Below are 25,566 nucleotides of genomic sequence, written 5' to 3'. Positions count from 1 at the left end.
GTCGAGGCGCGGCAGGCGGCGCAGGTCCAGGCGGTGGCGACGGCGATCCGCGCCGGCGACCGCGCCGAGTCCTCACGGCCCGCGAGCGCCGAGGCGACGACGACCCCGTCGGATGCCCTGGCCGCCCTGCGGGAGGCGATCGAGGCGGGCAGCACCGTGGTCATCGGCTACGTCGACGGCCACGGCGCGAACGGCGAGCGGGTCGTCGACCCGCGCCGCCTCGACGGCGGCCGGCTGTCGGCCTACGACCACCGCGCCGACGACGTCCGGGAGTTCGCCGTGCACCGCATCACCGGTGTGCGCCGCGCCTGATCACCCCGACACGCCTGACGCCCGCGTGGGCTCCTCCGTAGACTTGGACGATGGACTTCATCCGGTACGCCGAGCGCGCAGCATCGCTCGTCAACGCCGACCTCGCCGACGAGGAGGCGCTGCGCGAGCACCTCGCCGACCGCTCGTGGCTGCACCGCTCCGTGGTCGCGGGGGACGTCGAGTCCGTGCGGGCCTTCCAGTCCGAGCTGCGGCCCGTGTTCGAGGCCTCCGACGTCGACGACGTCGCACTGGTGGTGAGCTCGCTCAACGACCTGCTCGCCGAGCACCCGGTCACGCCGATGATCTCCGACCACGACCCCGACAACCTCCACATGCACGTGGCCAACCGCGCGGCCTCCGTCGCCGAGCTCCTGGTCGGCGAGGCGCTGATGGGACTAGCCAACCTCGTGTGCGACCTCGGCGCCACCCGCCTCGGGATCTGCTCGGAGACTCGCTGCGACCAGGTCTTCGTCGACACCTCCCCCAACCAGTCGCGCCGCTACTGCTCGGACCGGTGCTCCTCGCGCGCCAACGTCGCGGCCTTCCGCGCGCGGCGTCGTGCCGAGCAGGTGGACGCACCGGCCACCGACCGAGCCACGGCGGCGTCCTCGTGAGGGCCACCGGATGAACGACGGACCACTCATCGTCCAGTCGGACAAGACGCTGCTGCTCGAGGTCGACCACCCCGCGGCCGCCGAGGCCCGCAAGGCGATCGCCCCGTTCGCGGAGCTCGAGCGCTCGCCCGAGCACATCCACACCTACCGCTTGACGCCGCTGGGGCTCTGGAACGCGCGAGCCGCCGGGCACGACGCCGAGCAGGTCGTCGACGCCCTGCTGTCCTGGTCGCGCTACGCCGTGCCGCACGCCCTGCTCGTCGACGTCGCCGAGACGATGGGCCGCTACGGGCGCCTGCGCCTGGAGAAGCACCCCGTCCACGGCCTGGTGCTGTCCTCCATCGACCGCCCGGTGCTCGAGGAGGTGCTCCGCGCGAAGAAGGTCGCCGGGATGCTCGGCGCGCGGCTCGACGACGACACCGTCGCGGTCCACCCCAGTGAGCGCGGCAACCTCAAGCAGGCGCTGCTCAAGCTCGGCTGGCCCGCCGAGGACTTCGCGGGCTACGTCGACGGCGAGGCCCACGCCATCGACCTCGCCGAGGACGGCTGGACGCTGCGCCCCTACCAGCGCGAGGCCGCCGAGTCCTTCTGGGACGGCGGCTCCGGCGTCGTGGTGCTCCCCTGTGGTGCCGGCAAGACGATCGTCGGAGCTGCCTCGATGGCCCACGTCGGCGCCACCACGCTCATCCTCGTGACCAACACGGTCAGCGCCCGCCAGTGGAAGGACGAGCTGGTCGCCCGCACCTCACTGACCGAGGACGAGATCGGCGAGTACTCCGGAGCCGTCAAGGAGGTCCGTCCGGTCACGATCGCGACCTACCAGGTGCTGACGACCAAGCGGAAGGGCGTCTACCCGCACCTCGAGCTGCTCGACGCCCGCGACTGGGGCCTCATCGTCTACGACGAGGTGCACCTGCTGCCGGCGCCGATCTTCCGGATGACGGCCGACCTGCAGGCGCGTCGCCGGCTCGGCCTCACCGCCACCCTCGTGCGCGAGGACGGCCGGGAGGGCGAGGTCTTCTCGCTCATCGGACCCAAGCGCTACGACGCCCCGTGGAAGGACATCGAGGCGCAGGGCTACATCGCGCCCGCCGACTGCGTCGAGGTGCGCGTGAGCCTGCCCGACGGCGAGCGGCTGGCCTACGCGACCAGCGACCCCGACACCCGCTACCGCCTCGCCTCGTGCACCCACGCCAAGATCGATGTCGTACGACGCCTCGTGCAGCAGCACGCAGGCCAGCCGACCCTGGTGATCGGGCAGTACATCGACCAGCTCGACGAGATCGCCGAGATGCTCGACGCCCCCGTGATCAAGGGCGAGACCCCGGTCAAGGAGCGGCAGCGGCTGTTCAACGCCTTCCGCTCCGGCGAGGTCGGCCTGCTCGTGGTGAGCAAGGTCGCCAACTTCTCGATCGACCTGCCGTCGGCCGAGGTGGCGATCCAGGTCAGCGGGTCGTTCGGCTCGCGCCAGGAGGAGGCCCAGCGGCTCGGGCGGCTGCTGCGCCCCAAGACCGAGGGCCGCAGCGCGCACTTCTACACGATCGTCTCGCGCGACACCGTGGACGCCGACTTCGCACAGAACCGGCAGCGCTTCCTCGCCGAGCAGGGCTACGCCTACCGGATCGTCGACGCCGGCGACCTGCCGTCCCCCGCCTAGCCGTCGGGCCGAGGTCCGCCGCGGGGCCCGGCCCGAAGATCGCTCGCGGCGGGCACGAGCGACCTTCGAGCAGGGACGTCAGCCCAGCGTGCTGGTGTCGATGACGAAGCGGTAGCGCACGTCGGAGGCCAGCACCCGCTCGTACGCCTCGTTGACCTGGTCGGCACCGATCACCTCGACCTCGGCGGCGATGCCGTGCTCGGCGCAGAAGTCGAGCATCTCCTGGGTCTCGGCAATGCCGCCGATCATCGACCCGGCGAAGGAGCGCCGGCCGCCGATGAGCGACATCGCGTTGACGGGCAGCGGCGCCGGCGGGGCGCCGACGTTGACGAGGGTGCCGTCGACGGCCAGCAGGCCGAGGTGGGCGTTCACGTCGATCGAGGCGCTCACCGTGTTGACGATGAGGTCGAAGCGACCGGCCAGGGCCTCGAACGTGTCGGGGTCCGAGGTCGCGAAGTAGTGGTCGGCCCCCAGCCGCAGGCCGTCCTCCTGCTTCTTCAGCGACTGCGAGAGCACCGTGACCTCGGCACCCATCGCGTGGGCGATCTGCACGGCCATGTGGCCGAGCCCGCCGAGACCGACGACGGCGACGCGACGGCCCGGGCCGGCCTTCCAGCGACGGAGCGGGGAGTACGTCGTGATGCCGGCGCACAGCAGCGGCGCGGCAGCTGCCGGGTCGAGGCCCTCCGGCACGGAGAGCACGAAACCTGCGTCCACGACGACGTGCGTGGAGTAGCCACCCTGGGTGGTGGTGCCGTCGACGTCGGTGACGGCATAGGTGCCGATCATGCCCTTGACGCAGTACTGCTCGTCGCCGTTGCGGCAGTTGTCGCACTCGCCGCACGAGTTGACCATGCAGCCGACGCCGACGCGGTCGCCGACGCGGTGGCTGGTGACGTCGCCGCCGACCTGCTGGACGGTGCCGACGATCTCGTGGCCCGGCACGACGGGGAAGGGCTGCGGGCCCCAGTCGCCGTTGACGGTGTGGATGTCGGAGTGGCAGATGCCGGCGTACTCGATCGCGATGAGCACGTCGTGGGCGCCGACCTCACGACGCTCGATGGTGGTGGGGGCCAGCGGCTCACCGGCCGAGGGGGCTGCGTAGGCGTTCACGCGCATGGGGGTTGGTCCGTCCTTCTGTGGGGGTGCTGACCGGGGTGTGGCCGGTCAGTGGATCGGGTCGTGCGTGACCGCGCGGAGCTCGTCGGCGAGCGCCCGCGCCTGGTCGGAGACCTGCTCGCTGCGCGCCGCGTCACCCTCCTGGACCGCCTGCCAGTAGGCGATCTTGAGGTCCACGTAGCGCTGGCGGAGCACCAGTGCCCTGGCCTCGGTCGCGAGGCGTTCCTGCTGCTCGCGCAGCAGCCGCTCCTGGTCCGCGGCGACGTCCGCACCGAGCCGGTTGTTGGCCATGTAGAGGCGCATGTCGCCCACCGACATCCCGGTGGCGGCGAGGCAGGAGACCCACATGAGCTGGTCCAGGTCCTCGTCGTCGTAGACGCGGTGCCCACTGCTGGCGCCACGGCTGATCGGGGCGATGACCCCGATCTGCTCGTAGTAGCGCAGCGTGCTGGCCGGCAGGCCGGTGAGGGCTGCCGCCTCCTTGATGGAGTAGCTGCGGGGCAGGGCGTGGCTGGTCACGTCATCGACGGTAGGAACTTCGAGTACTCGAAGTCAAAAGGCAGCGGGCGCCACCAGCGGGCCACTTCGGACGCTTGGCTAGCCTCGACCGCGTGACCCTCCGTGACCGCCTCGGCGCCGAGCTGTTCAGCAAGGTCGCCGGCCCCGACGGCCCGCGCAACCGGCAACGTGTCCACGGCACGCCGGGCCCGCGCTGGTTCACCCCCGACTCCCCCATCGGCCGGGTCCACGGCGACGCCTCGATGTTCGTCGGCGGCATCCGCGCGATCATGCTCCAGTCCCTGCACCCGGCCGCGATGCAGGGCGTGGCCGACCACTCCGGCTACCGCGGCGACATGTGGGGACGGCTCGCGCAGGTCTCGACCTACATCGCGATGACCACGTTCGGCGCCGAGAAGGACGCCCTGCAGATGATCCGCGCCGTCCAGCGCGCGCACGAGTCGGTGACCGGCACGATGCCCGACGGCACGCCGTACGCCGCCTCCGACCCGCACCTGCTCGGGTGGGTCCACGCCGCCGAGATCCACAGCTTCCTCGTCGCGCACGACCGCTACGGCCACCGGCCGCTCGTCGGGGCGGAGCGGGACGAGTACGTCGCCCAGGCCGCCGTCGCGGCCGGGCACCTCGGCGTGCTCGACCCCCCGCGGTCCGAGGAGGACCTGCGCGCCACGCTGGCGGCGTACGCCCCGGAGCTCCGCGGGACCCCGGCCGCCCACGAGGCGATCCGCTTCCTGCTGCTGCACCCCGACCTCCCCGTGGCGGCGCGTCCGGGCTACCTCGCGCTCGCCTCGGCCGCCATCGGCCTGCTGCCGGCCGACGCGCGCCGCGAGCTGCGGCTGCCGCCCGTGCCCCGGGTGACCAACCGCGTGCTGGGCGCCGCAGCCACCCGGACCATCCGATGGGCGATGGCCTCCGGCCACGCCGAGGCGCGCGAGCTGCACGAGGCGACCCAGCGGTGAGCCTCGCCGACCGCTGGCCCCTGCCCGACCACCACGCGCTCCGCGACGACCTGCTGGCGGCCTGGGACCGGTCCGGCTACCACGACCTGCGCCACCTCGAGGAGGTGCTCGACCGGCTCGAGGTGCTGGCCGCGGCGGGCGCGCCCTTCGACCGCACCGTCGTTGACCTCGCAGCGTGGTTCCACGACGCCGTCTACGACGGGGCCGACGACGACGAGGAGCGCTCCGCCCGCTGGGCCGAGGGCGCGCTGCCGGCGACCTGGGCGGACGAGGTGGCGCGGCTGGTGCGGATGACCGTCGAGCACCGCCCCGCCGACGACGACCCGGCGGGCGCCGCGCTCAGCGACGCGGACCTGGGCATCCTGGCCGCACCCCGGGGGCGGTACGACGCCTACGTGGCCGGGGTGCGCGCGGACTTCGCGCACGTCGGCGACGCCGACTTCCGGGCCGGCCGGGCAGCCGTGCTGCGCGACCTGGTCGCCCGGGCGCACCTCTTCAGCACCTCGCACGCGCGCGAGCTGTGGGAGGACGCCGCGCGGGCGAACCTCCAGCGCGAGCTCGCGGACCTCAGCGGTCGTTGAGCTGGAGGTAGACCGTGAAGCGGTCGTGCCGGTAGCAGGTGCGCGAGACCTCGACGATGCGGCCGTCGGACACGGCACGGCGGGCGTGGCGCAGCACCGGGTCACCCTCCTCGACCTCGAGGATCGCGGCCTCGTCGGCGCTCGCGCGGTCGGCGCTGATGGAGTCCTCGACCTCGGTCGGGCGCAGGCCCCGGGCGCCGAGCGCCTCGTAGAGACTGGTGGGGGTGCCGTGCTGGAGGAAGCCGGGCAGCAGGACCTCGTTGAGGTAGGCGTCCTCGACGCACACGATCGCCTGGTCGGCGCGGCGCAGGCGGCGCCAGTGGAGAACGGGGTCACCGGGCGAGATGTCGAGCGCCCTCGCGACGCCGGGGCCGGCCTGCTCCACGCGGGCGAGGAGCGTCTGCGACTCGGGCAGCATCCCGCGTCGGCGGATCTCCTCGGTGAACGAGGTGAGCCGGCCTGAGGTCCGGGGTGGCTGGGCGACGAAGGTGCCGCGGCCGGGGATCCGCTCGAGGAGGCCCTCGGCGACGAGGGCGTCGAGCGCCTGGCGTACGGTCATCCGCGCGACACCGAAGCGGGCCACGAGCTCGCGCTCGGACGGGGCTGCGGAACCGGGCGGCTGGGTCTCGATGAGGCCCCTCACGTGCTCGCGGACCTGGACGTGCTTCAGTGCCCGCTGACGCGGGACGACGAGGTCCACGGGTTCCATGACACTCAGGCTATGACTGGGCTGGACCGGCAGTCTGCAAATTGACCAAGCCTGTGGCAAACCCTTGACAATTTCTTGATGTTCGAACGGATGTTCGACTCATCGCGTACCATGGGCCTCGTGGACTTCCAGTCGTCCCTGTTCGCCGACGCCGCCGCGGATTCCGCGGTGCTGTCTCCTGAGCGTCGCCTGCTGTCCCACGGAGCGTGGGTCGATGTCCAGCGCAACTGGCTCCACGACCCCGACACCGTGTTTTCCGCACTCGTCGATCGCGTGCCCTGGCGGGCCGAACGGCGCGAGATGTACGACGCCGTGGTCGACGTGCCGCGGCTGGTGCACACCTACCTCGCCGCCGACCCGCTCCCCCATCCCGCGCTCACCCAGGCGCGCACGGCGCTCAGCGAGCACTACCTCCCCGAGCTCGGTGAGCCGTTCGTGACGGCCGGGTGCTGCTACTACCGCGACGGTCGCGACTCCGTCGCGTGGCACGGCGACACGATCGGCCGCGGCCGCACCGCCGACACCATGGTCGCCATCGTGAGCGTCGGCGACCCCCGCCGGCTGCTGCTGCGCCCGCGGGGCGGGGGTGCGTCGATCGCGCTGACCATGGGCCACGGCGACCTGGTCGTGATGGGCGGGTCGTGCCAGCGCACCTGGGAGCATGCCGTGCCCAAGGTCGCCCACTCCGGACCGAGGCTGTCGGTCCAGTTCCGCCCGCTCAACGTCTTCTGATCACGACCTCCGCAGCAGCCGTCGCAGCAGCACCAGCACGACGAGGGCGGCCAGCGCCTGCTTCCAGTACGACTTGGCGAGCACGGGGAGCACCGCGCTGCCGAGGTCGAGCGCCTCGGGCTCCCGCGGCGGCGGCCTCGGCGGTGCCGGCGGCGCGGGAGGCACGGGCGGCGATGGCTGCGCAGCACTCCCCGCGGCGGCGACCGGCGGCTCTGCAGGCTCGCCGCCCACCAGGGACGCGGCGCCCGGCGACGAGTCGGTCGCGTCGCTCGACTCGGCGGGCCCGGCCAGCCGCTGCTCGAGGCAGGCGACGAACTGCCCGAGCAGCTTGTCGRAGACGTCYTGCATCACCCCGCGCCCGAACTGCGCCGGCTTGCCGGTGATGGCCAGGTCGGTCTCCACCGACACGTCGGTCGAGCCGTCGGCCTCGGCCATCGAGACCGTGACCTTCGCACCCGCCGTGCCGTTGCCGCGCTTGTCCTTGCCCTTGGCGTCGACGACGAAGCGGTGGGCCTCTTCGTCCTTCTCGACGAACGTGCCGCTGCCGTTGTACAGCAGCGCGATCGGGCCGAGCTTGACCTTCACCGACCCGGAGAACGACTCCTCGTCGGCCTCCGTCACCTGGGCGCCGGGGAAGCACTCGGCGACCGAGGCGATGTCGTTGAAGTGCGCCCAGGTCTCCTCGACCCCGATCGGGACGGTGAACCGGTGGCTCAGCTCCACTACAGCGCCCCCGCGGCCTTGAGCACGGCCCGGCCGGTCAGCACCCGCGCGAGGTGCTGGCGGTAGTCGGCGGCGCCGTTGAGGTCCGAGGGCGGGTTGGTCCCCTCGGCCGCGAGCTGCGACGCCTCGCGTACGCCGTCCTCCGTCGCGCTGGCACCGGCGAGGGCCTGCTCGGTGGCGGTCGCGCGCAGCGGGGTCGAGCCCATGTTGGTCAGCCCCACGCGGGCCTCGTCGATCGAGCCCCTGACCGTCGCGGCGATGGCGACGATCGGCCACTGGTGGGCCACCCGCACGAACTTCTCGTAGTGGGCGCCCCAGCCGGTGTGCTTGGGGATGCGCACCTCGGTGAGGATCTCGTCGTCACCGATGGCGGTCTCGAAGAGGTCGACGAAGAAGTCCGCGGCGTCGACCGTGCGGGTGCCACCGGGACCGGCGATGACGAACTGCGCGCCGAGCGCGAGTGCCGGCGCACCGAGGTCACCGGCGGGATCGGCGTGTGCCAGCGCGCCGCCGAAGGTGCCGCGGTGCCGGATCTGCGAGTCCGCGACCTCCGCGGCTGCCTTGGACAGCAGGAGCGCGTGCTCCTTGACCAGGCTGTCGTCGCGCACGTCGTGGTGGGTGGTCATCGCACCGATCACGAGGGCGTCGCCGTCGTCGCGGATGCCGCGCAGCGAGGAGATGCCGCCGAGGTCGATCACCACCTCCGGTGCGTTGAGCCGCATCCGCAGGACCGGCAGCAGGCTCTGCCCGCCGGCCAAGATCTTCGCGTCGTCGCCGTGCTGGCCGAGCGCGGCGAGCGCCTCCTCGACCGACGTCGGGGCGAGGTAGTCGAACTCCACCGGGATCACTGGCCCGCTCCTTCGTCCTGGTTGAGGGCGCCTTCTTCGAAGTGCGGCATCGCCGCCTGGGGTGTCGGTGCGTCACCGTCGTTGGCGTGGATCGCGCGCCACACCCGCTCCGGGGTGCACGGCATCTGGATGTCGCGGACGCCCAGGTGTCGTACGGCGTCCACGACCGCGTTGACGACAGCCGGGGTCGAGGCGATCGTGCCGGCCTCGCCGACGCCCTTCGCGCCGAGCGAGTTCGTCGTGCAGACGCTCGGCTCCTGGGTGTGCTGGACGTCGAACGAGATCGTGTCGGCCGACGTCGGCAGGAGGTAGTCGACGAACGACCCGCTCACCAGCGTGCCGGCCTCGTCGTGGACGGCCTCCTCCCACAGCGCCTGGGCGATGCCCTGCACCAGCCCGCCGTGCACCTGACCGGCCACGATGAGCGGGTTGATGATCGTGCCGATGTCGTCGCAGCAGGTGTACTTCCGCATCTTCACCGCGCCCGTCTCGGTGTCGACCTCCATGGCGCACAGGTGCGTGCCGTGCGGGTAGTTGAAGTTGACGGGGTCGTACGTCGCCTCGGCGTCGATGCTGAGCTCCATGTCCTCGGGGTAGTTGTGCCCCGTGAACGTCGCCGTGGCGAGCTCCTGGATGGCGACGCCCTGGTCGGTGCCGCGGACGGTGAACCGGCCGCCGGCGTAGTCGAGGTCGTCCTGGTTGGCCTCGAGCAGGTGCGAGGCGAGGTGCCTGGCCTTGTCGATGACCTTGTCGACCGCCTGCACCAGCGCCTCGCCGCCGACCACGAGCGAGCGTGAGCCGTAGGTGTCCAGCCCGCGGTGCGCGACCTGCGTGTCGCCGTGCAGCACCTCGACGTCCTCGAACGGCACGCCGAGCCGGTCGGCGACGATCTGGCTGAACGCCGTCTCGTGCCCCTGGCCGTGCGCGCTCGCACCGGTGACGATCTCGACCTTGCCAGTGGCCAGCATCCGCACGCTCGCGTGCTCCCAGCCGCCGGCGCCGTAGTCGAGGCTGCCGAGCACCCGGCTGGGCGCGAGGCCGCACATCTCGGTGAAGGTGGACACGCCGATGCCGAGCTGGACCCGGTCACCGCGCTCGCGCCGCTCCTTCTGCTCCGCGCGCAGCGCGTCGTAGCCGAAGGACTCCTTCGCCTTCGCCGTGGCCGCTTCGTAGTTCCCGGAGTCGTACTCCAGGCCCGCGACCGTGGTGAACGGGAACTCCTCGTGGGTGATCCAGTTGCGCTCGCGGATCTCCAGCGGGTCCACGCCGACCTCGGCGGCCAGCTCGTCCATCAACCGCTCGATGGCGTACGTCGCCTCGGGCCGGCCGGCGCCGCGGTAGGCGTCGGTGAACGTGGTGTTGGTCAGCACGGTCTGGCACTCGAAGCGGTAGGCCGGGAACTTGTAGATCGCGTTGAACATGAAGGCGCCGAGGACGGGCACACCGCCGCCGACGATCGCGATGTAGGCGCCGAGGTCGGCGTCGAGGTGCACCTTGAGGGCGGTGACCTTGCCGTCCTTGTCGGCCGCGAGGCTCAGCGTCTGCACCTGGTCGCGGCCGTGGTGGGCCGCCATCAGGCTCTCGCTGCGGGTCTCGGTGTACTTCACCGGCTTGGTGAGCCGGCGTGCCACGGCCCAGGCGATCCACTCCTCGGGCGTGGTCTGCAGCTTGCCGCCGAAACCACCACCGACGTCGGGGGCGATGACCCGGATCTTCGACTCGGGTACGCCGGTGGTGGCCGCCAGGGCGAACCTCAGGATGTGCGGGATCTGCGTCGCCGACCACATGGTGATCTGCTCACCGGTCGGGTCCACGACCACGCTTCGCGGCTCCATGAACGCCGGGATCAGCCGCTGCTGGCGGTACTCCCGCTCGATGAGGATCCCGTTGGCGCGGGCGTCCTCGATGGCGGCCTCGACGTCGCCACCGGTGCCGGCCTCGTTGGAGTCGAAGACCCACAACGCGGACTTGTTGGTGCCGAGGTCGGGGTGGGCGAGCACCTCGTCCTCGAGCGCCTTCTTGATCCCGACCACGGCGGGCAGCTCGTCGTACTCGACGTCCACGAGCTCCGCGGCGTCGCGCGCCTCGGCGGCGCTGCGGGCCACGACGACGGCCACCACCTCGCCGGCGAAGGCGACCCGGTCGGCGGGCATCGGCGAGTGGGTCGGCGTCTTCTGGTCGGGCGTGATCGGCCAGGCGTTGATGCAGACGCCGAGCTCGTCGCCGAAGTCCTTGCCGGTCAGCACGGTGACCACGTTGGGCGAGGCCTTGGCGGCCTCGACGTCGATCGAGGTGATGGTCGCGTGGGCGAAGGGGCTGCGCACCATGGCGAGGTGGAGCATCCCGGGGAGGGTGATGTTGTCGGTCCACCGGGTTCGCCCGGTGATCAGCCGCTGGTCCTCCTTGCGGCGCCGGTCCCGGCCGATCTCGGCGACCGGGCGGTCCTGGGTGGCGGTCATGCCTTCGCCCCCTCGGTGGAGCCGGCGGCGTGGAGGACGCTCCTGACGATGTTGTGGTAGCCGGTGCAGCGGCAGAGGTTGCCCTCCATGCCGAGCCGCACCTCCTGCTCCGTGGGGTTCGGGTTCTCGCCCAGGAAGTCGACGGCCTGCATGATCATCCCCGGCGTGCAGAAGCCGCACTGGAGGCCGTGGCACTCGCGGAAGGACGCCTGCACCGGGTGCAGGTCACCCTCGGCGGTGTCGGCGAGGCCCTCGATCGTGGTGACGGTGCGGCCGTTGGCCTGCACCGCGAGCACGTTGCACGACTTCACGCTCGTGCCGTCGAGGTGGACGGTGCACGCCCCGCAGTTGGAGGTGTCGCACCCGATCACGGTCCCAGTCTTGCCGAGCTTCTCCCGCAGGTACTGCACCAGCAGCATCCGGGGCTCGACGTCGTCGGACACCGACGCTCCGTCGACGGTGAGTTGGATCTTGGTCATGCGACTCCTCCGTGCGTGTGAGGTGGATCACTCGCGGCCGACGCTAGGCCCGGCCGGTTGGCAGCCGGTTGGTCGGTCCACACCGGACCTCGGCACCCCACACGCACGGAGGTCGTTGCTCAGTAGCGCAGCACGACGCCCTTCGGCTTCTCCGACAGCACCTGCGCGCTGACGTAGAGGTCACCGTCGGCCCACTCGACCGCGGCGGGCATCATCACCTCGGCGTACGGCTTGGCGGTCGTGCGGCCGGCCTTGATGCGCGAGACCTGGCCACCGAAGAGCTGGGCGACGTAGATGTCACCGTTGTCCGCCACCGCGACACCCGTCGCGCCGGCGAAGCCGGAGGCGACCTCACGGACCTTGCCGGTCGTGGCCTTCACCTTGACCAGGCGACCCTGCGCACCGGTGCTGCCGTCCTCGGGACCACCGGGGAGCAGCGTGACGTAGAGCCAGCCGCCCTTGCCCACCTCGACGTCGGTCGGGACCGGCTCGAAGTTGAAGGTCTTGCCGACGGTGCAGGCCGGGAGCTGGTTGGCCGCTGCCGCCTCCGCCGTGATCACCACGGGCACCGGGGGCAGGACCGCGACGGTCTTGACCTTGCCGTTGGGCTTGACCGACAGGATCGTGTTGCCGGCGGCGTCGGCGACGTACGTCGTGCCCTTGTGCACGGTCGAGCCGTAGGGGTGCGACTCCACGATGCCCGTGTAGGACGCGGGCACCTCCGGCGGCATCTGCGCCGCACAGGCGGCGTCGAGCCCGCCCTCGATGCCGTACGAGACGTCGGCGTCGGGGTTGTGGTCGGCCTCGTAGGCCGACAGGTCGGCGACCTTCTTCGGCTTGGCGCCCGGGCGCATCGACCAGAGCGCGGTCTTGGCGCCCTTGGTCGTCGCGAACTGGACGGTCCCACGGTCCTCGGAGACCGCGCCGACCTCGGTGCCCTTCTTGGCGGCGAAGACCACCTCGGCCTTGGCGCCCGGGGCGACCGCGGTCAGCAGCCCGGCGAAGTTCTGGGCGACGTAGGCGGTGCCGTCGCCGGCGACGACCATGCTGAGTGGCGAGACGAGCTTCTTCGCCACCGTCGTCGCTTCGGGTGCCGTGGAGGCAGTCGCGGCGGGGCTGCCCACGAGGCTCCCCGTGAGCAGGACGACGGCTCCTGACGCCATCGCTCGTCGTGTTGCGGCCATGCTTTCTCCCTCGTACGTGGCCGCACCCCCGTGCGGCGCCTCGACGCAGGATCGTGCACCGCAACCCGAGCGGTCCACTACATTTTGTAGATCTACCCGAAATGGGAGGGGTCACTCCAGGCTGGCGAGCCGGCCCTTCAGCAGCGGCACGACCGGGTGGTGCACGGGCAGCGCGGCCAGGCAGGCCTCGACCACGGCGGTGTCGTACGGGGCCAGCTCGCTGTAGCGCAGCACGGCGTCGGGGTCGGGCTGCGCCAGCAGGGCCTCCCGCACGCTGACGGCGAGGTAGTCGCCCATCTGCACCAGGGCGGGCGAGTCGGTGCCGGGGAGCAGGTCGCCTCCGTAGGCGCGCACGGCGGCGCGCACGTCACCGCGGCGCAGCAGCCGCTGCACCTCCTCGACGTCGGTGACCACGGGCATGGTGAGGCGGTACGGACGCGACGAGAGCTGGCCCGACAGGGCCGCCCGCAGGTGCGACACCTCGGCCTTGAGCGTCGAGGTGGTCACGGACGCATCGCCGTAGAGCAGCGCGTGGAGGTGCTCGACCGAGAGCCCCGAGGGGTGGAGCGCGAGGAGGGCGAGGATCTCGGTCTGCCGCCGGTTGAGGAGCAGCCGTTGGCCGTCGAGCCACACCTGCGCCGTGCCGAGGAGGGTCAGGGTGAGGCCGGGGTCGGTCGGCGCGACGTCGCCCGCCAGCGTCGTACGACGGTCGGTGGGGAGGGCGCCCTCGATCAGCCGCGCCATCACGCGCGCGGTGGCGAGGCCGATGGGGTGCGAGCGGTCCCAGGTCGTCGACAGGTCGATCACGCCGAGCGAACGGCCGGTCACCGGGTCGAAGACCGGGGCCGCCCAGCAGACCCAGTTGTGCACGACCTCGGCGTAGTGCTCGGCGCTGAAGACCATCGACGGGGCGCCCGTGCGGCCGGCGATGGCCAGCGCGTTGGTGCCGACGCTCGCCTCGTCCCACCGACCGCCGGGGACGAAGTTCACCGTCTCGGCCTTGCGGCGCATCACGCGGCCGCCATAGGTCCAGAGGATCCGCGTCTGTTCGTCGGTGACCGCGACCACGAGGTCGCCGTCCTCGGCCGTGCGCCGGAGCTCGTCCTGCACCCGGGACACCGCGGTCTGCAGGGGCGAGGCCTTCCAGAAGTCGGCCGTGTCGCCCTCGTCGTCGAGCGGCGCGTGGGTCACCGCGGGCGACACCACGCCCGACAGCTCCCAGCTGCGCAGGATCTCCGGTCGGACCGCGTCGGCGTCACCGGCCTCGACGAAGCGCGTCCAGGCGCGGACGGCGTCCACGCGTCGGGCGTGCAGGTCCTCGCTGGTCATGGCGGCTCTCCCGGTGGTCGCCGCAAACCTAGCCCGAGTGTGATGGGCGCAACAGGGAATCCGCCCGGAGGTCACTCGAAGGGATCGCCCGAGGGCTTCAGCCCACGCGCTGGAAGGTGGCGACGACGCCGGGGTGGTCGGTGACCAGGTTCCGGTAGGAGTGGAAGGAGTGGATCCGGAAGTCGGAGTCACGCTCGCCCATCACGTAGTCGATCCCCGATCCCCGACGGTGCCTGTCGGCGGAGTAGTTGGTCTCCAGCCGCAGCGGCTTGGTGATCCGGCCCTTCACGAGGTTGTCGGTCGTGTCCCGGTTCGCCGTGACGTTGCAGTCGCACATCGCGACGAACTGGTGCGCGTCGGGCGTGTCCTCCTTGATCGAGCGGATCCGGCTGGCCATCCGCCACATCGCCTCCACGCCGCGACGGTTGGCGTAGTTGGGGCCACCGGAGTGGCGGTTGTGGAGGTGGTTGGGCAGGTGGAAGCTCAGGGCGCGGATCGTGTGGCCGGTCTTCCGGTGCCGGAGCACGGCCGCCACGCCGTACTGGTCGTGGGCGATCCGACCGGAGTAGCGCCGCCACGTCGTGCCGGTCAGGAGGGGCGCCCAGGTCTTCTCGACCTCCCAGACCTTCTTGTCGAAGGCGATCGGGTTGTCGTCGGTGCCGGTCGGGCCCTTCGGCATCAGCAAGGTCCACGACTTCGGCAGGGCCGCGCGCAGCGCCGGGCGGCTGAAGAGCCGCTCCTGGAAGCCGATGACCGAGGCGTCGCCGTCCAGCACCTGCGCGATGTCGTGACGCATGCCCGCGACGCGCATCCCCTTCTTGAGGTTGAGCGTCGCGACGCCGAACTTCTCACCGGAGGCGAACGCCTTGGGAGTCCGATCCTGCTGGCGTGCCTGTGCCGGCGAGCCGCCGACCGCGAGGCCGGTGAGCAGCAGGACGACCGCGACGAGAGCGGCGGTGGGGCGGACGAGGACACGGGGCGGCGCGGGGAGCAAAAACATCCCGAAGACCATAAGTGAGCCCCACACGACGGGCCAATTCGTCGTCGTGGTACGGCGCTGCCCTCGCGTCAGTCGTCGTGGTGGATGCGACCCTCCGTCGCGGCCAGCCGCTCCCCCGAGCCGCCCCACTGGCGGGCCACGATCTCCGCCGCGATGGACACGGCGGTCTCCTCGGGGGTGCGCGCGCCGAGGTCGAGCCCGATCGGCGAGGACAGCAGGGACAGCTCGTCTTCGCCCAGCCCTGCGTCGACGAGCCGGGCCAGCCGTTCGTCGTGCGTACGACGCGAGCCCATGGCGCCGATGTAGCCGGGCCGCACGTCCTCGTCGAGGCGCAGCGCGACCTCGAGCAGCGGCACGTCGAACTTGGGGTCGTGGGTCAGGACCGCCAGGACCGTCCGTCGGTCGATGCGTCCGGCGTCGAGCTCGGCCTGCAGGTAGCGGTGCGGCCAGTCGACGACCACCTCGTCGGCTCCCGGGAAGCGTGACGTCGTGGCGAAGACGGGACGGGCGTCGCACACCGTGACGTGGTAGCCCAGGAAGGAGCCGACCTTGGCGACCGCGGCCGCGAAGTCGATCGCCCCGAAGACCAGCATCCGCGGCTTGGGGGCGAAGCCCCAGACGAAGATGCGCATCCCCTCGCCGCGCCGCTCGCCGTCCGGGCCGTAGGTCAGGGTGGCGTTGGTGCCCGCCGCGAGCACGCCGAGGGCGTCGTCGTGGACCGCGGCGTCGGCCCGCGGGGAGCCGAGGCTCCCGGCCGCGGCCTCGTGCGGCCGCACCACCAGTCGGCGTCCGACCCACGCGGGGTCGGGGTGCTCGATCACCGTCGCCAGCGCCACCGGCCGGCCGGCCTCGATGTCGGCGGCCACCTCCCCGAGCTGCGGGAACGTCTCGCGCGACACCCGCTCGACGAAGACGTCGAGGATGCCGCCGCAGGTGAGCCCGACCGCGAAGGCGTCGTCGTCGGAGACCCCGTAGCGCTCCAGCACCGGCTCGCCCGACGCGACCACGGTCTGCGCGAGGTCGTAGACCGCGCCCTCGACGCAGCCTCCCGACACCGAGCCCACCGCCGACTCGTCGGGGCCCACCAGCATCGACGCGCCGGCAGGGCGCGGGGCGGAGCGGAAGGTCGCCACGACGGTGCCGACGCCGATCGTCTCGCCGGCCTCCCACCACTGCATCAGCTCGGGCAGCACGTCACGCACGCGCGATCACCTCCGTGAGGTCGGCGAAGGTCGCCAGGGAGTGCCCGGCGAGGAAGTCGTCGCAGTGGGGCAGGGCGGCCACCACTCCGCCCTGCAGGGGCTCGTAGCCCGCCTTGCCGCGGTGCGGGTTCACCCACACGACCCGGTGGGCGACCCGCCGCAGGCGCGCCATCTGCTCCCCCAGGAGCCCGGCGTCCCCACGTTCCCAGCCATCGCTGAAGACGACGACCACGGCACCGCGCGCCATCCCGCGCTGGCCCCACCGGTCGAGGAACACCCGGAGCGTCTCGCCGAGCCGGGTGCCGCCCGACCAGTCCGGCACCACCTCGCCGGCGGCGACGATCGCGCGGTCGGCGTCCGGGGTCGCGAAGGCCCGGGTCACGTGCGTCAGCCGGGTGCCGACGGTGAAGGTCTCGACGGTGCCGCCCGACGCGCGGGCGGACCGGGTCAGGCGGTGGGCCAGGCGCAGCAGCGCGTCGGCGTACGGCGTCATGGAGCCGCTGACGTCGACCAGCAGCACCACGCGGCGCGGCCGGGTGCCGCGCCGACGCCAGGCGATCTGGCCGGGCTCGCCGAGGTGGCGCAGCGAGTTGCGCAGGGTGCGCGACGCGTCGAGCTCGCCGCGGTGCCAGCGGCGGTGCCGGGCCGTACGACGCACCGGCGGGTGCAGCGACAGCCGCACGAACATCGCCGCGAGTCGCCGCTTCTCCGCCGCGTCGAGGGTGGCCACGTCGCGGTGCTGGAGGACCTCCGCCTCCGACGCCATCGCGCGGACCACGTCCTCCTCCTCCTCGGTCTCGCCCGCCCCGCCGGCGCCCTCGGCCTCGGGCAGCAGGTGCGCGGTCGCGGCACGCGACGACTCGCGCTGCTGGGCGCGCGGCAGCCCGTCGCGCGGGTCGAACCACGCCGCGAAGACCTGGTCGTGGCGGGCGAGGTCGTCGGGCGACCCGCAGAGCGTGGCCCGGCCGGCCCAGTAGGTCGCCTGCCGGTCGTCGGCACCGACGGTCGCCACCGCCGCCAGGAAGCCGTGGGCCCGGTCCTGGGTGACCGGCACGCCGGCGGCCCGGAGCGCGCGGGTGAAGCCGAGGAACACCTCGTCGGCGTCGTGGAGGGTGGTGCTCATCGGGCGAGCATCCGGTCGAGCGCGGCCCGCACCCGGTCGGCGTCCTCGCGGTACTTCAGCAGGGCGCCGAGGGTCATGGCCGCCGACGCCAGGTCGAGGTCGGCCGTGCCGAGGTAGGTGAGGGCGCGGGCCCAGTCGAGGGTCTCGGCGACGCCGGGCGGCTTGAGCAGGTCGTCGCGCTGCCGGAGCTGCTGCACGACCCCGACGACCTGGCGGGCGAGCGCGTCGCTGACCTCGGGTGCCCGCGAGCGGACGATCTCCACCTCACGCTCGAGGCCCGGGTGGTCGATCCAGTGGTAGAGGCACCGCCGCTTGAGCGCGTCGTGCAGCTCACGGGTGCGGTTGGACGTCAGCACCACCAGCGGGGGCTCCGGGGCGGTGACCGTGCCGAACTCGGGGATGGTCACCTGCCAGGTCGACAGGACCTCCAGCAGGAACGCCTCGAACTCGTCGTCGGCACGGTCGACCTCGTCGACGAGCAGCACGGCGGGGGCCTGCCGCAGCGCGGCGAGGACGGGTCGCGCGAGCAGGAAGCGCTCGTCGTACAGGCTCTTCTCGGCTTCATCGGGGTCCACCTCGCCACCGGCCTCGAGCGCCCTCAGGTGCAGGATCTGACGCGGGAAGTCCCAGTCGTAGAGGGCCTGGCTGGCATCGATGCCCTCGTAGCACTGCAGCCGGACGAGCGGCACCTCCAGGCTCTGGGCGAGCGCCTCGGCCAGGGCCGTCTTGCCGGTGCCGGGCTCCCCCTCGAGCAGCAGCGGGCGCTGCATCCGCGCGGCGAGGAACACGACCGTCGCCAGCTCGTCGTCGGAGAGGTAGCCGGTCGCGCCCAGCCGGGTCGCGACGTCGGCGGCGGAGTCCATCCCGTGCAGCATGCGGTCAGGCTACGACCCCCCACGTTGGCGGGACGTTGGGTCACCGCTGGTCGACGTCGACACCGGTCGCCAGGTCGCCGCACTCGACCAGGTCGACGTCGTGCGCGGCGAGGTAGTCCCGCGCCCCGCGGTCGCCCGCCGCGGAGGCCACGACGCCCGCCCAGTGGTCGCGGCCGAGCAGCACGGGGTGCCCCGGCACGCCGTCGTACGCCGCCCGCGCGAGGTCGCCGCGTCCCTGCGAGGCGGCGACGAGCCGGGCGACGACCGCGGCGTCGACGTCGGGCAGGTCCACGAGCGAGACGAGCGCCGCATCGTGGTCGGTGGGGGCCAGCGCCTCCAGCCCTGCCCGGAGCGAGGCACCCATCCCCTCGGCCCAGTCGGCCGCGCGGATGCGCGAGACCGACATCGGCAGCAGCGCGGCGGCGCGCTCGGCCTCGGCGCCGAGGACGACGACGATCTCGGAGCACGGCCGCAGCGATTGGACCGCGCGCAGCAGCCACGAGGTGCCGTCGTCGTCGCGGGCCAGCGCCTTGGGTCCGCCGAACCGGCGCCCCTCGCCGGCGGCGAGCAGCAGTCCGACGGTCATGGCCCCACCGTAGGGGCTCACGGCGTGGTGCTGGCGTCGCCGCTCAGCCCTCGGCGGGGAACGCCTCGGTGTAGAGCGCCTGGAGCTCCGGGGTGGTCTCCGCGGTGAAGCCGCACAGGGTGACGCGGTCGCCGTCGGCGCTCACGAGGTAGGTCTGCCCCTCCTGGAAGTCGACCGCCATCAGGAGGTCCTCGAGGGCCTTGCTCGGCGCCTCGACCGTGACGGTCGACGCGTCGCCGCCGGYGTACCACTGGTCCACCTCGAGCGTGGCGGCGCCGCCGTCGACGGAGGTGACGGTGCCCTCGAAGGCCGTGTCGAACGTCGACAGGACCTCTGCGGACGGCATCGCGCACTTGCCCGCGTTGGAGCCGTCGGCGGTCAGGACGACGGGCTCGTCGGAGGCGGACGCGCTCGGGCTCTCGCTGGTGGTCGGGTCGGAGGTGGCGGCAGGGTCGTCCTCGGACCCGCAGCCGGACAGCACGACGGCGAGTGCCGCCGCAACGACGGGAAGCAGGCGGGCCGTACGGCGCGGGGTGGTGTGTCGGCTCATGGCGGGCATCCCTCTCATGGAAACGGGCGGAGTCCTCCGCCCCCTCATCGGGTCAGACGGGGCGGGGTGTGCTCGGGTTCCGCGGCGGCGTCACCGCGGAGTCTCGATGTCGTCGTCCTCCTCGACGCGCTTCTTCAGCCGGCCGATGCCCGGGATCTTGCCGAGGATCTCGTTGAGCTCGCGCGAGACGTTGAGCAGGTCGTGCAGGTCCGGCGCCACGGAGCCGAGGGTCGTGAGGACCGGGAGCACGTCGCGCTCGACCTGGTCCGTCAACGCGGGGAGGTGGTCGACGAGCCTCACGAGCGCGGCCACCTCGTCGGGGTGGGTGGTGTCGGCCAGGGTCTCGAGGGTCGGCTGGAGCTTGGTCAGCGACGGCTCGAGGGCGTCGAGCAGACCGCCGGCCCGGCCCGCCTGCACGGCCGCGCCGTCCACCACGGTGGTCACGCGGTCGATCTCGGTGGCCGCTGCGGCGACGACAGTGCCGACCCGGGTGACCTCACCGGTGGCCGCGTCCACGACGGCGCCCACCTTCGCGACCTCGCTGGTCGCCGCGTCCACGACCGTGCCCACCCGCTCGACCTGCACGGTGGCGGCGTCCACCACCGCGCCGACCCGGGCGACCTCGGCGGTCGCCGCGTCGACGACCCCTCCGACCCGGTCCACCGTCGCCGAGGCGCGCTCGACCAGCACCTCCGCGCGGTCGAGCAGCGCCAGCGCACGCGGGACGGCTCCGAGGAGCGCCTCGACCTGCTCGCTCCCCCGCTCGAGGGCGGACATCAGGTCACGGGGTCCGGGCACGGGCAGGCGCATGGCCCATTCCTACCAGCGGGGCCCGCGCGGCCTAGCGGGCGGCGGCGACCGACTCGTCGGTCCCGGCGAGCTTCTGCGACAGCCAGATCGGGATGATCGACAGCACGATGAGCGCCGCCGCGACCACGTTGACGACCGGCGCCTGGTTGGGCCGGAACAGGTTCTGGTAGATCCAGAGCGGCAGCGTCTGGATGCCCTGCCCAGCGGTGAAGGTCGTCACGATGATCTCGTCGAACGACAGCGCGAAGGACAGCAGCGCACCCGCCAGCAGGGCGGAGCGCATCATCGGCAGCGTGATCGACCAGAACGTCCTGAACGTCCCGGCACCGAGGTCCATCGAGGCCTCCTCGAGGTTGCCGCCGAGCCGTCGGAGCCGGGCGATGGCGTTGTTGAAGACCGTGACGATGCAGAACGTCGCGTGGGAGACCACCAGGGTCAGCATGCCCAGCTCGATGCCGAACATCGTCAGGAACGCGTTGGCCAGGGCGATGCCCGTCACCACGCCGGGCAGGGCGATGGGCAGGATGATCAGCAGGGAGACGGTGTCGCGGCCGAAGAAGCGGAACCGCTGCAGCGCCAGCCCCGCCATCGTGCCCAGCACGAGCGCGATCGCGGTGGCCACGAGCGCCACCTCGACCGAGACCACGATGGCGTTCCGTGCGCCCTCGCTGTCCCATGCCGCCGACCACCACTGCGTGGTGTAGCCCGGCGGCGGCCACTCGAAGGTCCGCGAGATGTTGAACGAGTTCAGCACGACGAGCGCCAGCGGCACGTGGATGAAGAGCAGTACGAAGCCGGTGAAGACCAGCAGCACGCCCCGGGTCGCCCTCGAGAAGCTCATCGTCCGCCTCGCCCGCCTCGTCTGCTCATAGCGAGTCCAGCGCCCCAGTCCGGCGTACCGCTCCCAGGTAGATCACCATCGTGACCACCGGGATGGTCGCGACGGCCGCCGCGAACGGCAGGTTGTTGCCGGTGAGGAACGAGTCGTAGACGACGTTGCCGAGCATCTGGTTGGCCCCGCCGACGATCTTGACCGCGATGTAGTCGCCGAGGGTCAACGAGAACGTGAAGATGGAGCCGGCGACCGCTGCCGGGAAGAGCACCGGCAGCACGACGCGGCGCATGGTGGTGCGGGTGGTCGCGCCGAGGTCGGCGGAGGCCTCGATCAACGAGTTCGGCAACCGCTCGAGACCGGCGTACATCGGCAGGATCATGTAGGGCAGCCACAGGTAGGACAGCGTCACCACCGTCGCGACGAGACCGTAGCCCGGCGAGAGCCCGAGGTCGTCCAGGGGACCGCCGGTGGCGAACATGCCGCGCCAGGCGTACGCCTTGACGAGGTACGACGCCCACAGCGGGGTCAGCACGGCGATGACGAGCGCGCGCTGGAGCCGGGGCGAGGCGACCTTGGCCATGTAGAGCGCGATCGGGAAGGCCAGCAGCGCGTCGATCACCGTCACCGTCACCGCGATCAGCAGGGTGCGGATGGTGATGGTGCGGTAGACGTCGATGGTGAACAGGTCGCGGTAGTTGTCGAGGTTCCAGACCCGCTCGATGTTGCCGCCGAAGGCGTCGACGGTCCACAGCGACGTGATGAACAACGCCGCCAGCGAGCCGAGGTAGAGCACGCCGAGCCAGAGCATCGGCGGGCCCAGCAGCAGCCCCAGCCGCAGCCGGGGGCGGCGGTGCAGCACGCCCCACCGGGGGGATGCCGCACCTCCCCCCGGCAGCGGCTGTGACGTCATGCGTCAGCCCTTGATCTCGGTCCAGGCCTGGGTCCAGTCCTGGTACGTCGTGCACGTGACGTCCGTGCGGCCGTCCAGGCACTGCTCGATGGGCGTGGTCCAGTAGTGGATCTGCTCGGCGTAGGCCTCGTCGCCCGCGTGGTAGGTCTCGCAGAAGCCCTTGCTCGTCAGGTCGCACGCCTTCTCGTTGGCCGGGGCCTCACCGAACCACTCGGCGACAGCCGCGTTGGCCTCGGGGCTGATGATGTGGTTCATCCAGCCGTACGCGCAGTTCGGGCTCTCGGTCGATGCCTGCACCATCCAGGTGTCCGACCAGCCGGTCGCTCCCTCGTCGGGGAGGATCGCCTCGACGGGGGCATCCTCGTCCTTGGCCAGGTTCGCGATCACCTGCCACGTGGTGCCGACGACGGAGTCACCGGTCTTGAAGGACTGGATCTCCTTCAGGTAGTCCGACCAGTACTCCCCGACGTTCTCGCGCTGCTTCTTGAGCAGGTCCACGGCGGCAGCGAGCTGGTCCTCGTCGAGGGAGTACGGGTTCTCGATGCCGAGGTCGGGCTGCGTCTCCATCAGGTAGAGGGCGGCGTCGGCGATGTAGATCGGCGAGTCGTAGGCCGTGACCTTGCCGGAGTACGACGACGCGTCGTCGAAGACCGCGCTCCAGCTCGTGGGCGCGGGAGCGACGACGTCGGTGTTGTACATCAGCAGGTTGGCGCCGTAGCCGTGCGGGACGCCGTACATCTGGCCGCCGACGGAGTTCCACTCGCGATCCTTCAGGAACGACCAGACGTCGGCGTAGTTGGGGATGAGGTCGGTGTTGACCGGGGCCACGTCACCGCCGGCGATGAGTCGCAGGGACGCGTCGCCCGAGGCGGACACCACGTCGTACTGACCCGTCTTCATCAGGTTCACCGCCTCGTCGGAGGTGCCGAAGTACTTGACGTCGACCTGGCAGCCCGTCTCCTTCTCGAAGGGGGTCACCCAGTCGACGGACTTGTCCGTCGAGCCGTCTTCCGCGTAGCCGGGCCAGGCCAGCACGCTGAGGCTGTCCTCGAACTCCCCGACCTGGTCGGCCATCGGCACGTCCGGAGCGGTGAAGCCGCCCTGCTCCTCCGAGCTGCTGCTGCCGTCGTTGTCGCTGTCGTCGCCGGAGGACGTGCCACAGCCGGTGAGCGCGAGCGCGAGCGCCGCGACCGTCGCGGCGAGCCTGGTGGTCTGCTTCATGACTTCTCCTTCTTCTCAGGCTGGCGCGCCTGCTCTGTGTGGTCCGAGACGTCGATGACGTGCTCCTCCGCCCAGCCGACGGTGACCTGCTGGCCCCGACGGCTCATCGCCTGGTCCGTGCTGTCCCGGAGGTTCTGCTTCAGCACCGTGAGGGTCGGGCCGGCGTCGAGCTCGACGAGGTAGTGGTTGACCGAGCCGAGGTAGACGACGTCGGCCACGGTGCCCCTGGCGGTCGTGTTGCCCGACTCGACGTCGGAGTCGAGGTGGATCTTCTCGGGGCGGATGCTGAACGTGCCCTCCCGTCCGAGCACGGCCGGCGCCGCCTCGCCGGTGAGCAGGTTGGAGGTGCCCACGAAGCCGGCGACGAAGGCGGTGCTGGGGTTCTCGTAGAGCTCCGCGGGGGTCGCGACCTGCTCGATGCGGCCGTCGCTGAAGACGGCGATCCGGTCGCTCATCGTCAGCGCCTCCTCCTGGTCGTGCGTCACGAACACGAAGGTGATGCCGACCTCTCGCTGCAGCTGCTTGAGCTCGAGCTGCATCGCCCGGCGCAGCTTGAGGTCCAGGGCGCCGAGGGGCTCGTCGAGCAGCAGCACCTTCGGCCGGTTGACCAGCGCTCGCGCGAGGGCCACGCGCTGGCGCTGGCCGCCCGACAGCTGGGTCGGCCGGCGGCGGGCGAGCTGTCCCAGCTGCACGGACTCGAGAGCAGCCATCGCGCGGTCCCGACGCTGCGACGCGGGCACCTTCTTCGCCCGCAGGCCGTACTCGACGTTGTCGAGGACGTCCATGTGGGGGAACAGGGCGTAGTCCTGGAAGACCGTGTTGACGTCACGGGCGAACGGCGGACGTGCGGTGACGTCGTCGCCGTCGAGCAGCACCCTCCCGGCACTCGGCTGCTCGAAGCCGGCGATCATCCGCAGCACGGTGGTCTTGCCGGATCCGCTCGGCCCCAGCATCGAGAAGAACTCGCCGTCCTCGATGCGCAGGTCGAGGTCGTCCACGGCCGTGACGCTGCCGAAGGACTTGGTGAGGCCGACCAGCTCGACGGCCGGAGTGCTCATGCAGATTCCTCCCCCACGCGCGGGACGACGGAATGCGTCGCGAAAATCAGAGTAGGACCTCCGATCCCGCACTGAACATCATCAACGGGTCACGATTCGGCGCGGGAAAACGGGGCCACTGGTCCATACCAGGACGCGGTGCGGCGCGTCCGGACATGCAGCAGGGCCCCCGCCGGAGGCGGAGGCCCTGCTGGTCGTGCTGGTGCGTGCCTGCTGCTGGTCAGCCGATCGACAGCGGCAGGGCGAACTGGTTGCCCGACATCGAGGGCAGCCCCAGCTCGGACAGGTTGGTCGCGCGCAGCTTCCACGCCGACTGCGAGGGCTGGGTGGTCAGGGTGCGACAGTTCCACCCACTCGCGCCGGAGTTGTCCTGCCCGGCCATGCCGGCGGGCATCGCTGCCGAGGTGACGAAACCGTTGGACGGCGACTCGGTCACCAGCCACTGGTTGAGCGAGTGCGAGTAGACCGCGCTGTTGCCGTACATCGTGGCAGGGGCCACGTTGCCTGCGTTCCAGAATGCCTCACCCGTGCAGCCGACGCCCGTGTAGTAGATCTGCCCCTTCGCGGCGAGGCCGTCCCAGCCCACGTTGAGGAGGTAGCCGGTGGACGTCTTGATCAGCACACCGGCACTCTGGGCGGCGATGCCGCCGCTACCGGCCGGGGCGCCCGCGGACACGATCGTGCCGAGGGTGACGCCATTGCCGTCCTTGAGGACGGCTCCGCCGCCGGCCGCACCAGCCGGGCCCTGCGGACCCGTCGCGCCGGCGTCACCCTTCGGGCCGGTCGCACCGACGGGGCCCTGCGGACCCACCGGGCCGACCGGACCGATCGGGCCGACTGGCCCGACCGGGCCCAGGGCGCCGGTCTCACCGACGGATCCCGTGGCTCCGGAGGCACCCGCCGAACCCGTCGCTCCGGTCGCACCCGTCTCGCCCTGGTCGCCCTGGTCGCCCTGGTCGCCCTTGGGACCGATCGGACCGCGGAGGTTGACGACCGGGGTCCAGCCGTTCGCACCCTTCTCGTAGGCGTCCCACGAGGTGGTGTCGAGGTACCAGTCGCCGACGGCGCCGGTGCCGGCGGCCGGCGCGCCGTCGCCGCGCAGCCACTTGCTGCCCGCGGCGCCGGCGTCACCCTTCGGGCCGGTCGCACCGACGGGGCCCTGCGGACCCACC

General features: G+C 71.9%; 26 protein-coding genes and 1 pseudogene. 6 read left to right on the top strand and 21 right to left on the bottom strand.

All coding sequences use genetic code 11. The features are described from left to right. From ACXJKB_RS21500 to ACXJKB_RS21490, 3 genes are all read left to right on the top strand, one after another. Positions 1 to 312: WYL domain-containing protein (locus ACXJKB_RS21500; RefSeq protein ID WP_457192054.1), on the top strand; the 312-nt coding region annotated here is incomplete at its 5' end. A gap of 50 nt (positions 313 to 362) precedes the next feature. Next, positions 363 to 926 (top strand): CGNR zinc finger domain-containing protein, encoded by a 564-nt coding sequence (locus ACXJKB_RS21495; protein WP_457192052.1) that lies wholly within the window; start codon positions 363 to 365, stop codon positions 924 to 926. A gap of 10 nt (positions 927 to 936) precedes the next feature. Continuing rightward, a complete protein-coding gene (locus ACXJKB_RS21490; protein WP_457192050.1) occupies positions 937 to 2,583 on the top strand; it encodes a DNA repair helicase XPB in 1,647 nt (548 codons plus the stop codon). A 78-nt stretch (positions 2,584 to 2,661) separates the two neighbouring features. Here the strand turns inward: ACXJKB_RS21490 and ACXJKB_RS21485 are convergent, their stop codons facing one another. After that, complete coding sequence (locus ACXJKB_RS21485; RefSeq protein ID WP_457192049.1) at positions 2,662 to 3,702, bottom strand: NAD(P)-dependent alcohol dehydrogenase; 1,041 nt, start codon at positions 3,700 to 3,702, stop codon at positions 2,662 to 2,664. A gap of 48 nt (positions 3,703 to 3,750) precedes the next feature. After that, positions 3,751 to 4,221 (bottom strand): MerR family transcriptional regulator, encoded by a 471-nt coding sequence (locus ACXJKB_RS21480; RefSeq protein ID WP_457192047.1) that lies wholly within the window; start codon positions 4,219 to 4,221, stop codon positions 3,751 to 3,753. Between the two features lie 92 nt (positions 4,222 to 4,313). On the opposite strand from ACXJKB_RS21480, the gene ACXJKB_RS21475 reads away from it, so the two are divergent. Both ACXJKB_RS21475 and ACXJKB_RS21470 read left to right on the top strand, forming a co-directional pair. Further along, a complete protein-coding gene (locus ACXJKB_RS21475; RefSeq protein WP_457192045.1) occupies positions 4,314 to 5,180 on the top strand; it encodes an oxygenase MpaB family protein in 867 nt (288 codons plus the stop codon). After that, the gene (locus ACXJKB_RS21470) at positions 5,177 to 5,761 is read left to right on the top strand and encodes an HD domain-containing protein (RefSeq protein ID WP_457192043.1); all 585 of its coding nucleotides are present in this window, start codon (positions 5,177 to 5,179) and stop codon (positions 5,759 to 5,761) included. The genes ACXJKB_RS21475 and ACXJKB_RS21470 overlap by 4 nt, the downstream gene beginning before the upstream one ends. Here the strand turns inward: ACXJKB_RS21470 and ACXJKB_RS21465 are convergent. Beyond that, on the bottom strand, positions 5,748 to 6,470 hold the full coding sequence (locus ACXJKB_RS21465; protein WP_457192041.1) for a GntR family transcriptional regulator: 723 nt from the start codon (positions 6,468 to 6,470) through the stop codon (positions 5,748 to 5,750). The genes ACXJKB_RS21470 and ACXJKB_RS21465 overlap by 14 nt on opposite strands. A gap of 111 nt (positions 6,471 to 6,581) precedes the next feature. On the opposite strand from ACXJKB_RS21465, the gene ACXJKB_RS21460 reads away from it, so the two are divergent. After that, positions 6,582 to 7,202, top strand: a complete 621-nt coding sequence (locus ACXJKB_RS21460) for an alpha-ketoglutarate-dependent dioxygenase AlkB (protein ID WP_457192056.1) — start codon at positions 6,582 to 6,584, stop codon at positions 7,200 to 7,202. Here the strand turns inward: ACXJKB_RS21460 and ACXJKB_RS21455 are convergent, their stop codons facing one another. The 18 genes and pseudogenes from ACXJKB_RS21455 to ACXJKB_RS21370 all read right to left on the bottom strand — a co-directional run. Further along, positions 7,203 to 7,925 carry an SRPBCC family protein gene (locus ACXJKB_RS21455; RefSeq protein ID WP_457192038.1) on the bottom strand — a complete coding sequence of 241 codons (723 nt, stop codon included), beginning with the start codon at positions 7,923 to 7,925 and terminating at the stop codon, positions 7,203 to 7,205. After that, entirely contained in the window at positions 7,925 to 8,773 is an 849-nt protein-coding gene (locus tag ACXJKB_RS21450) for an FAD binding domain-containing protein (RefSeq protein WP_457192036.1), read from the bottom strand. The genes ACXJKB_RS21455 and ACXJKB_RS21450 overlap by 1 nt, the downstream gene beginning before the upstream one ends. Continuing rightward, entirely contained in the window at positions 8,770 to 11,232 is a 2,463-nt protein-coding gene (locus ACXJKB_RS21445; RefSeq protein WP_457192034.1) for a xanthine dehydrogenase family protein molybdopterin-binding subunit, read from the bottom strand. Before ACXJKB_RS21445 ends, ACXJKB_RS21450 begins: the two co-directional genes overlap by 4 nt. Beyond that, on the bottom strand, positions 11,229 to 11,711 hold the full coding sequence (locus ACXJKB_RS21440) for a (2Fe-2S)-binding protein (protein WP_457192033.1): 483 nt from the start codon (positions 11,709 to 11,711) through the stop codon (positions 11,229 to 11,231). Before ACXJKB_RS21440 ends, ACXJKB_RS21445 begins: the two co-directional genes overlap by 4 nt. 119 nt (positions 11,712 to 11,830) lie before the next feature. Then, complete coding sequence (locus ACXJKB_RS21435) at positions 11,831 to 12,895, bottom strand: ScyD/ScyE family protein (protein ID WP_457192031.1); 1,065 nt, start codon at positions 12,893 to 12,895, stop codon at positions 11,831 to 11,833. A gap of 111 nt (positions 12,896 to 13,006) precedes the next feature. Beyond that, complete coding sequence (locus ACXJKB_RS21430) at positions 13,007 to 14,224, bottom strand: transcriptional regulator (RefSeq protein ID WP_457192029.1); 1,218 nt, start codon at positions 14,222 to 14,224, stop codon at positions 13,007 to 13,009. Between the two features lie 97 nt (positions 14,225 to 14,321). Beyond that, complete coding sequence (locus ACXJKB_RS21425) at positions 14,322 to 15,224, bottom strand: hypothetical protein (protein WP_457192027.1); 903 nt, start codon at positions 15,222 to 15,224, stop codon at positions 14,322 to 14,324. A gap of 68 nt (positions 15,225 to 15,292) precedes the next feature. Continuing rightward, entirely contained in the window at positions 15,293 to 16,426 is a 1,134-nt protein-coding gene (locus ACXJKB_RS21420; RefSeq protein ID WP_457192025.1) for an XdhC family protein, read from the bottom strand. Next, a complete protein-coding gene (locus tag ACXJKB_RS21415) occupies positions 16,419 to 17,549 on the bottom strand; it encodes a vWA domain-containing protein (RefSeq protein ID WP_457192023.1) in 1,131 nt (376 codons plus the stop codon). The genes ACXJKB_RS21420 and ACXJKB_RS21415 overlap by 8 nt, the downstream gene beginning before the upstream one ends. After that, complete coding sequence (locus ACXJKB_RS21410) at positions 17,546 to 18,424, bottom strand: AAA family ATPase (RefSeq protein WP_457192021.1); 879 nt, start codon at positions 18,422 to 18,424, stop codon at positions 17,546 to 17,548. Before ACXJKB_RS21410 ends, ACXJKB_RS21415 begins: the two co-directional genes overlap by 4 nt. Positions 18,425 to 18,464: 40 nt before the next feature. Then, positions 18,465 to 19,010: a nucleotidyltransferase family protein gene (locus tag ACXJKB_RS21405; protein WP_457192019.1), complete on the bottom strand. Its 546-nt coding sequence runs from the start codon at positions 19,008 to 19,010 to the stop codon at positions 18,465 to 18,467. 43 nt (positions 19,011 to 19,053) lie between these two features. Then, the gene (locus ACXJKB_RS21400; RefSeq protein ID WP_457192017.1) at positions 19,054 to 19,560 is read right to left on the bottom strand and encodes a hypothetical protein; all 507 of its coding nucleotides are present in this window, start codon (positions 19,558 to 19,560) and stop codon (positions 19,054 to 19,056) included. A gap of 90 nt (positions 19,561 to 19,650) precedes the next feature. Then, positions 19,651 to 20,370: a hypothetical protein gene (locus tag ACXJKB_RS21395; RefSeq protein ID WP_457192015.1), complete on the bottom strand. Its 720-nt coding sequence runs from the start codon at positions 20,368 to 20,370 to the stop codon at positions 19,651 to 19,653. 31 nt (positions 20,371 to 20,401) lie between these two features. Beyond that, positions 20,402 to 21,211: an ABC transporter permease gene (locus tag ACXJKB_RS21390; protein WP_457192013.1), complete on the bottom strand. Its 810-nt coding sequence runs from the start codon at positions 21,209 to 21,211 to the stop codon at positions 20,402 to 20,404. Between the two features lie 25 nt (positions 21,212 to 21,236). Further along, the gene (locus ACXJKB_RS21385; protein ID WP_457192011.1) at positions 21,237 to 22,115 is read right to left on the bottom strand and encodes an ABC transporter permease; all 879 of its coding nucleotides are present in this window, start codon (positions 22,113 to 22,115) and stop codon (positions 21,237 to 21,239) included. 3 nt (positions 22,116 to 22,118) lie between these two features. After that, entirely contained in the window at positions 22,119 to 23,336 is a 1,218-nt protein-coding gene (locus ACXJKB_RS21380) for an ABC transporter substrate-binding protein (RefSeq protein ID WP_457192009.1), read from the bottom strand. Further along, entirely contained in the window at positions 23,333 to 24,394 is a 1,062-nt protein-coding gene (locus tag ACXJKB_RS21375) for an ABC transporter ATP-binding protein (RefSeq protein ID WP_457192007.1), read from the bottom strand. Before ACXJKB_RS21375 ends, ACXJKB_RS21380 begins: the two co-directional genes overlap by 4 nt. Before the next feature lie 220 nt (positions 24,395 to 24,614). Beyond that, positions 24,615 to 25,566, bottom strand: a pseudogene (locus tag ACXJKB_RS21370) (hypothetical protein); the annotation flags it as partial.

The organism is Nocardioides sp. P5_E3 (assembly GCF_054049275.1).
Note: the sequence above shows the minus strand (reverse complement) of the source record. Positions and strands in the feature narration are given on the sequence as shown.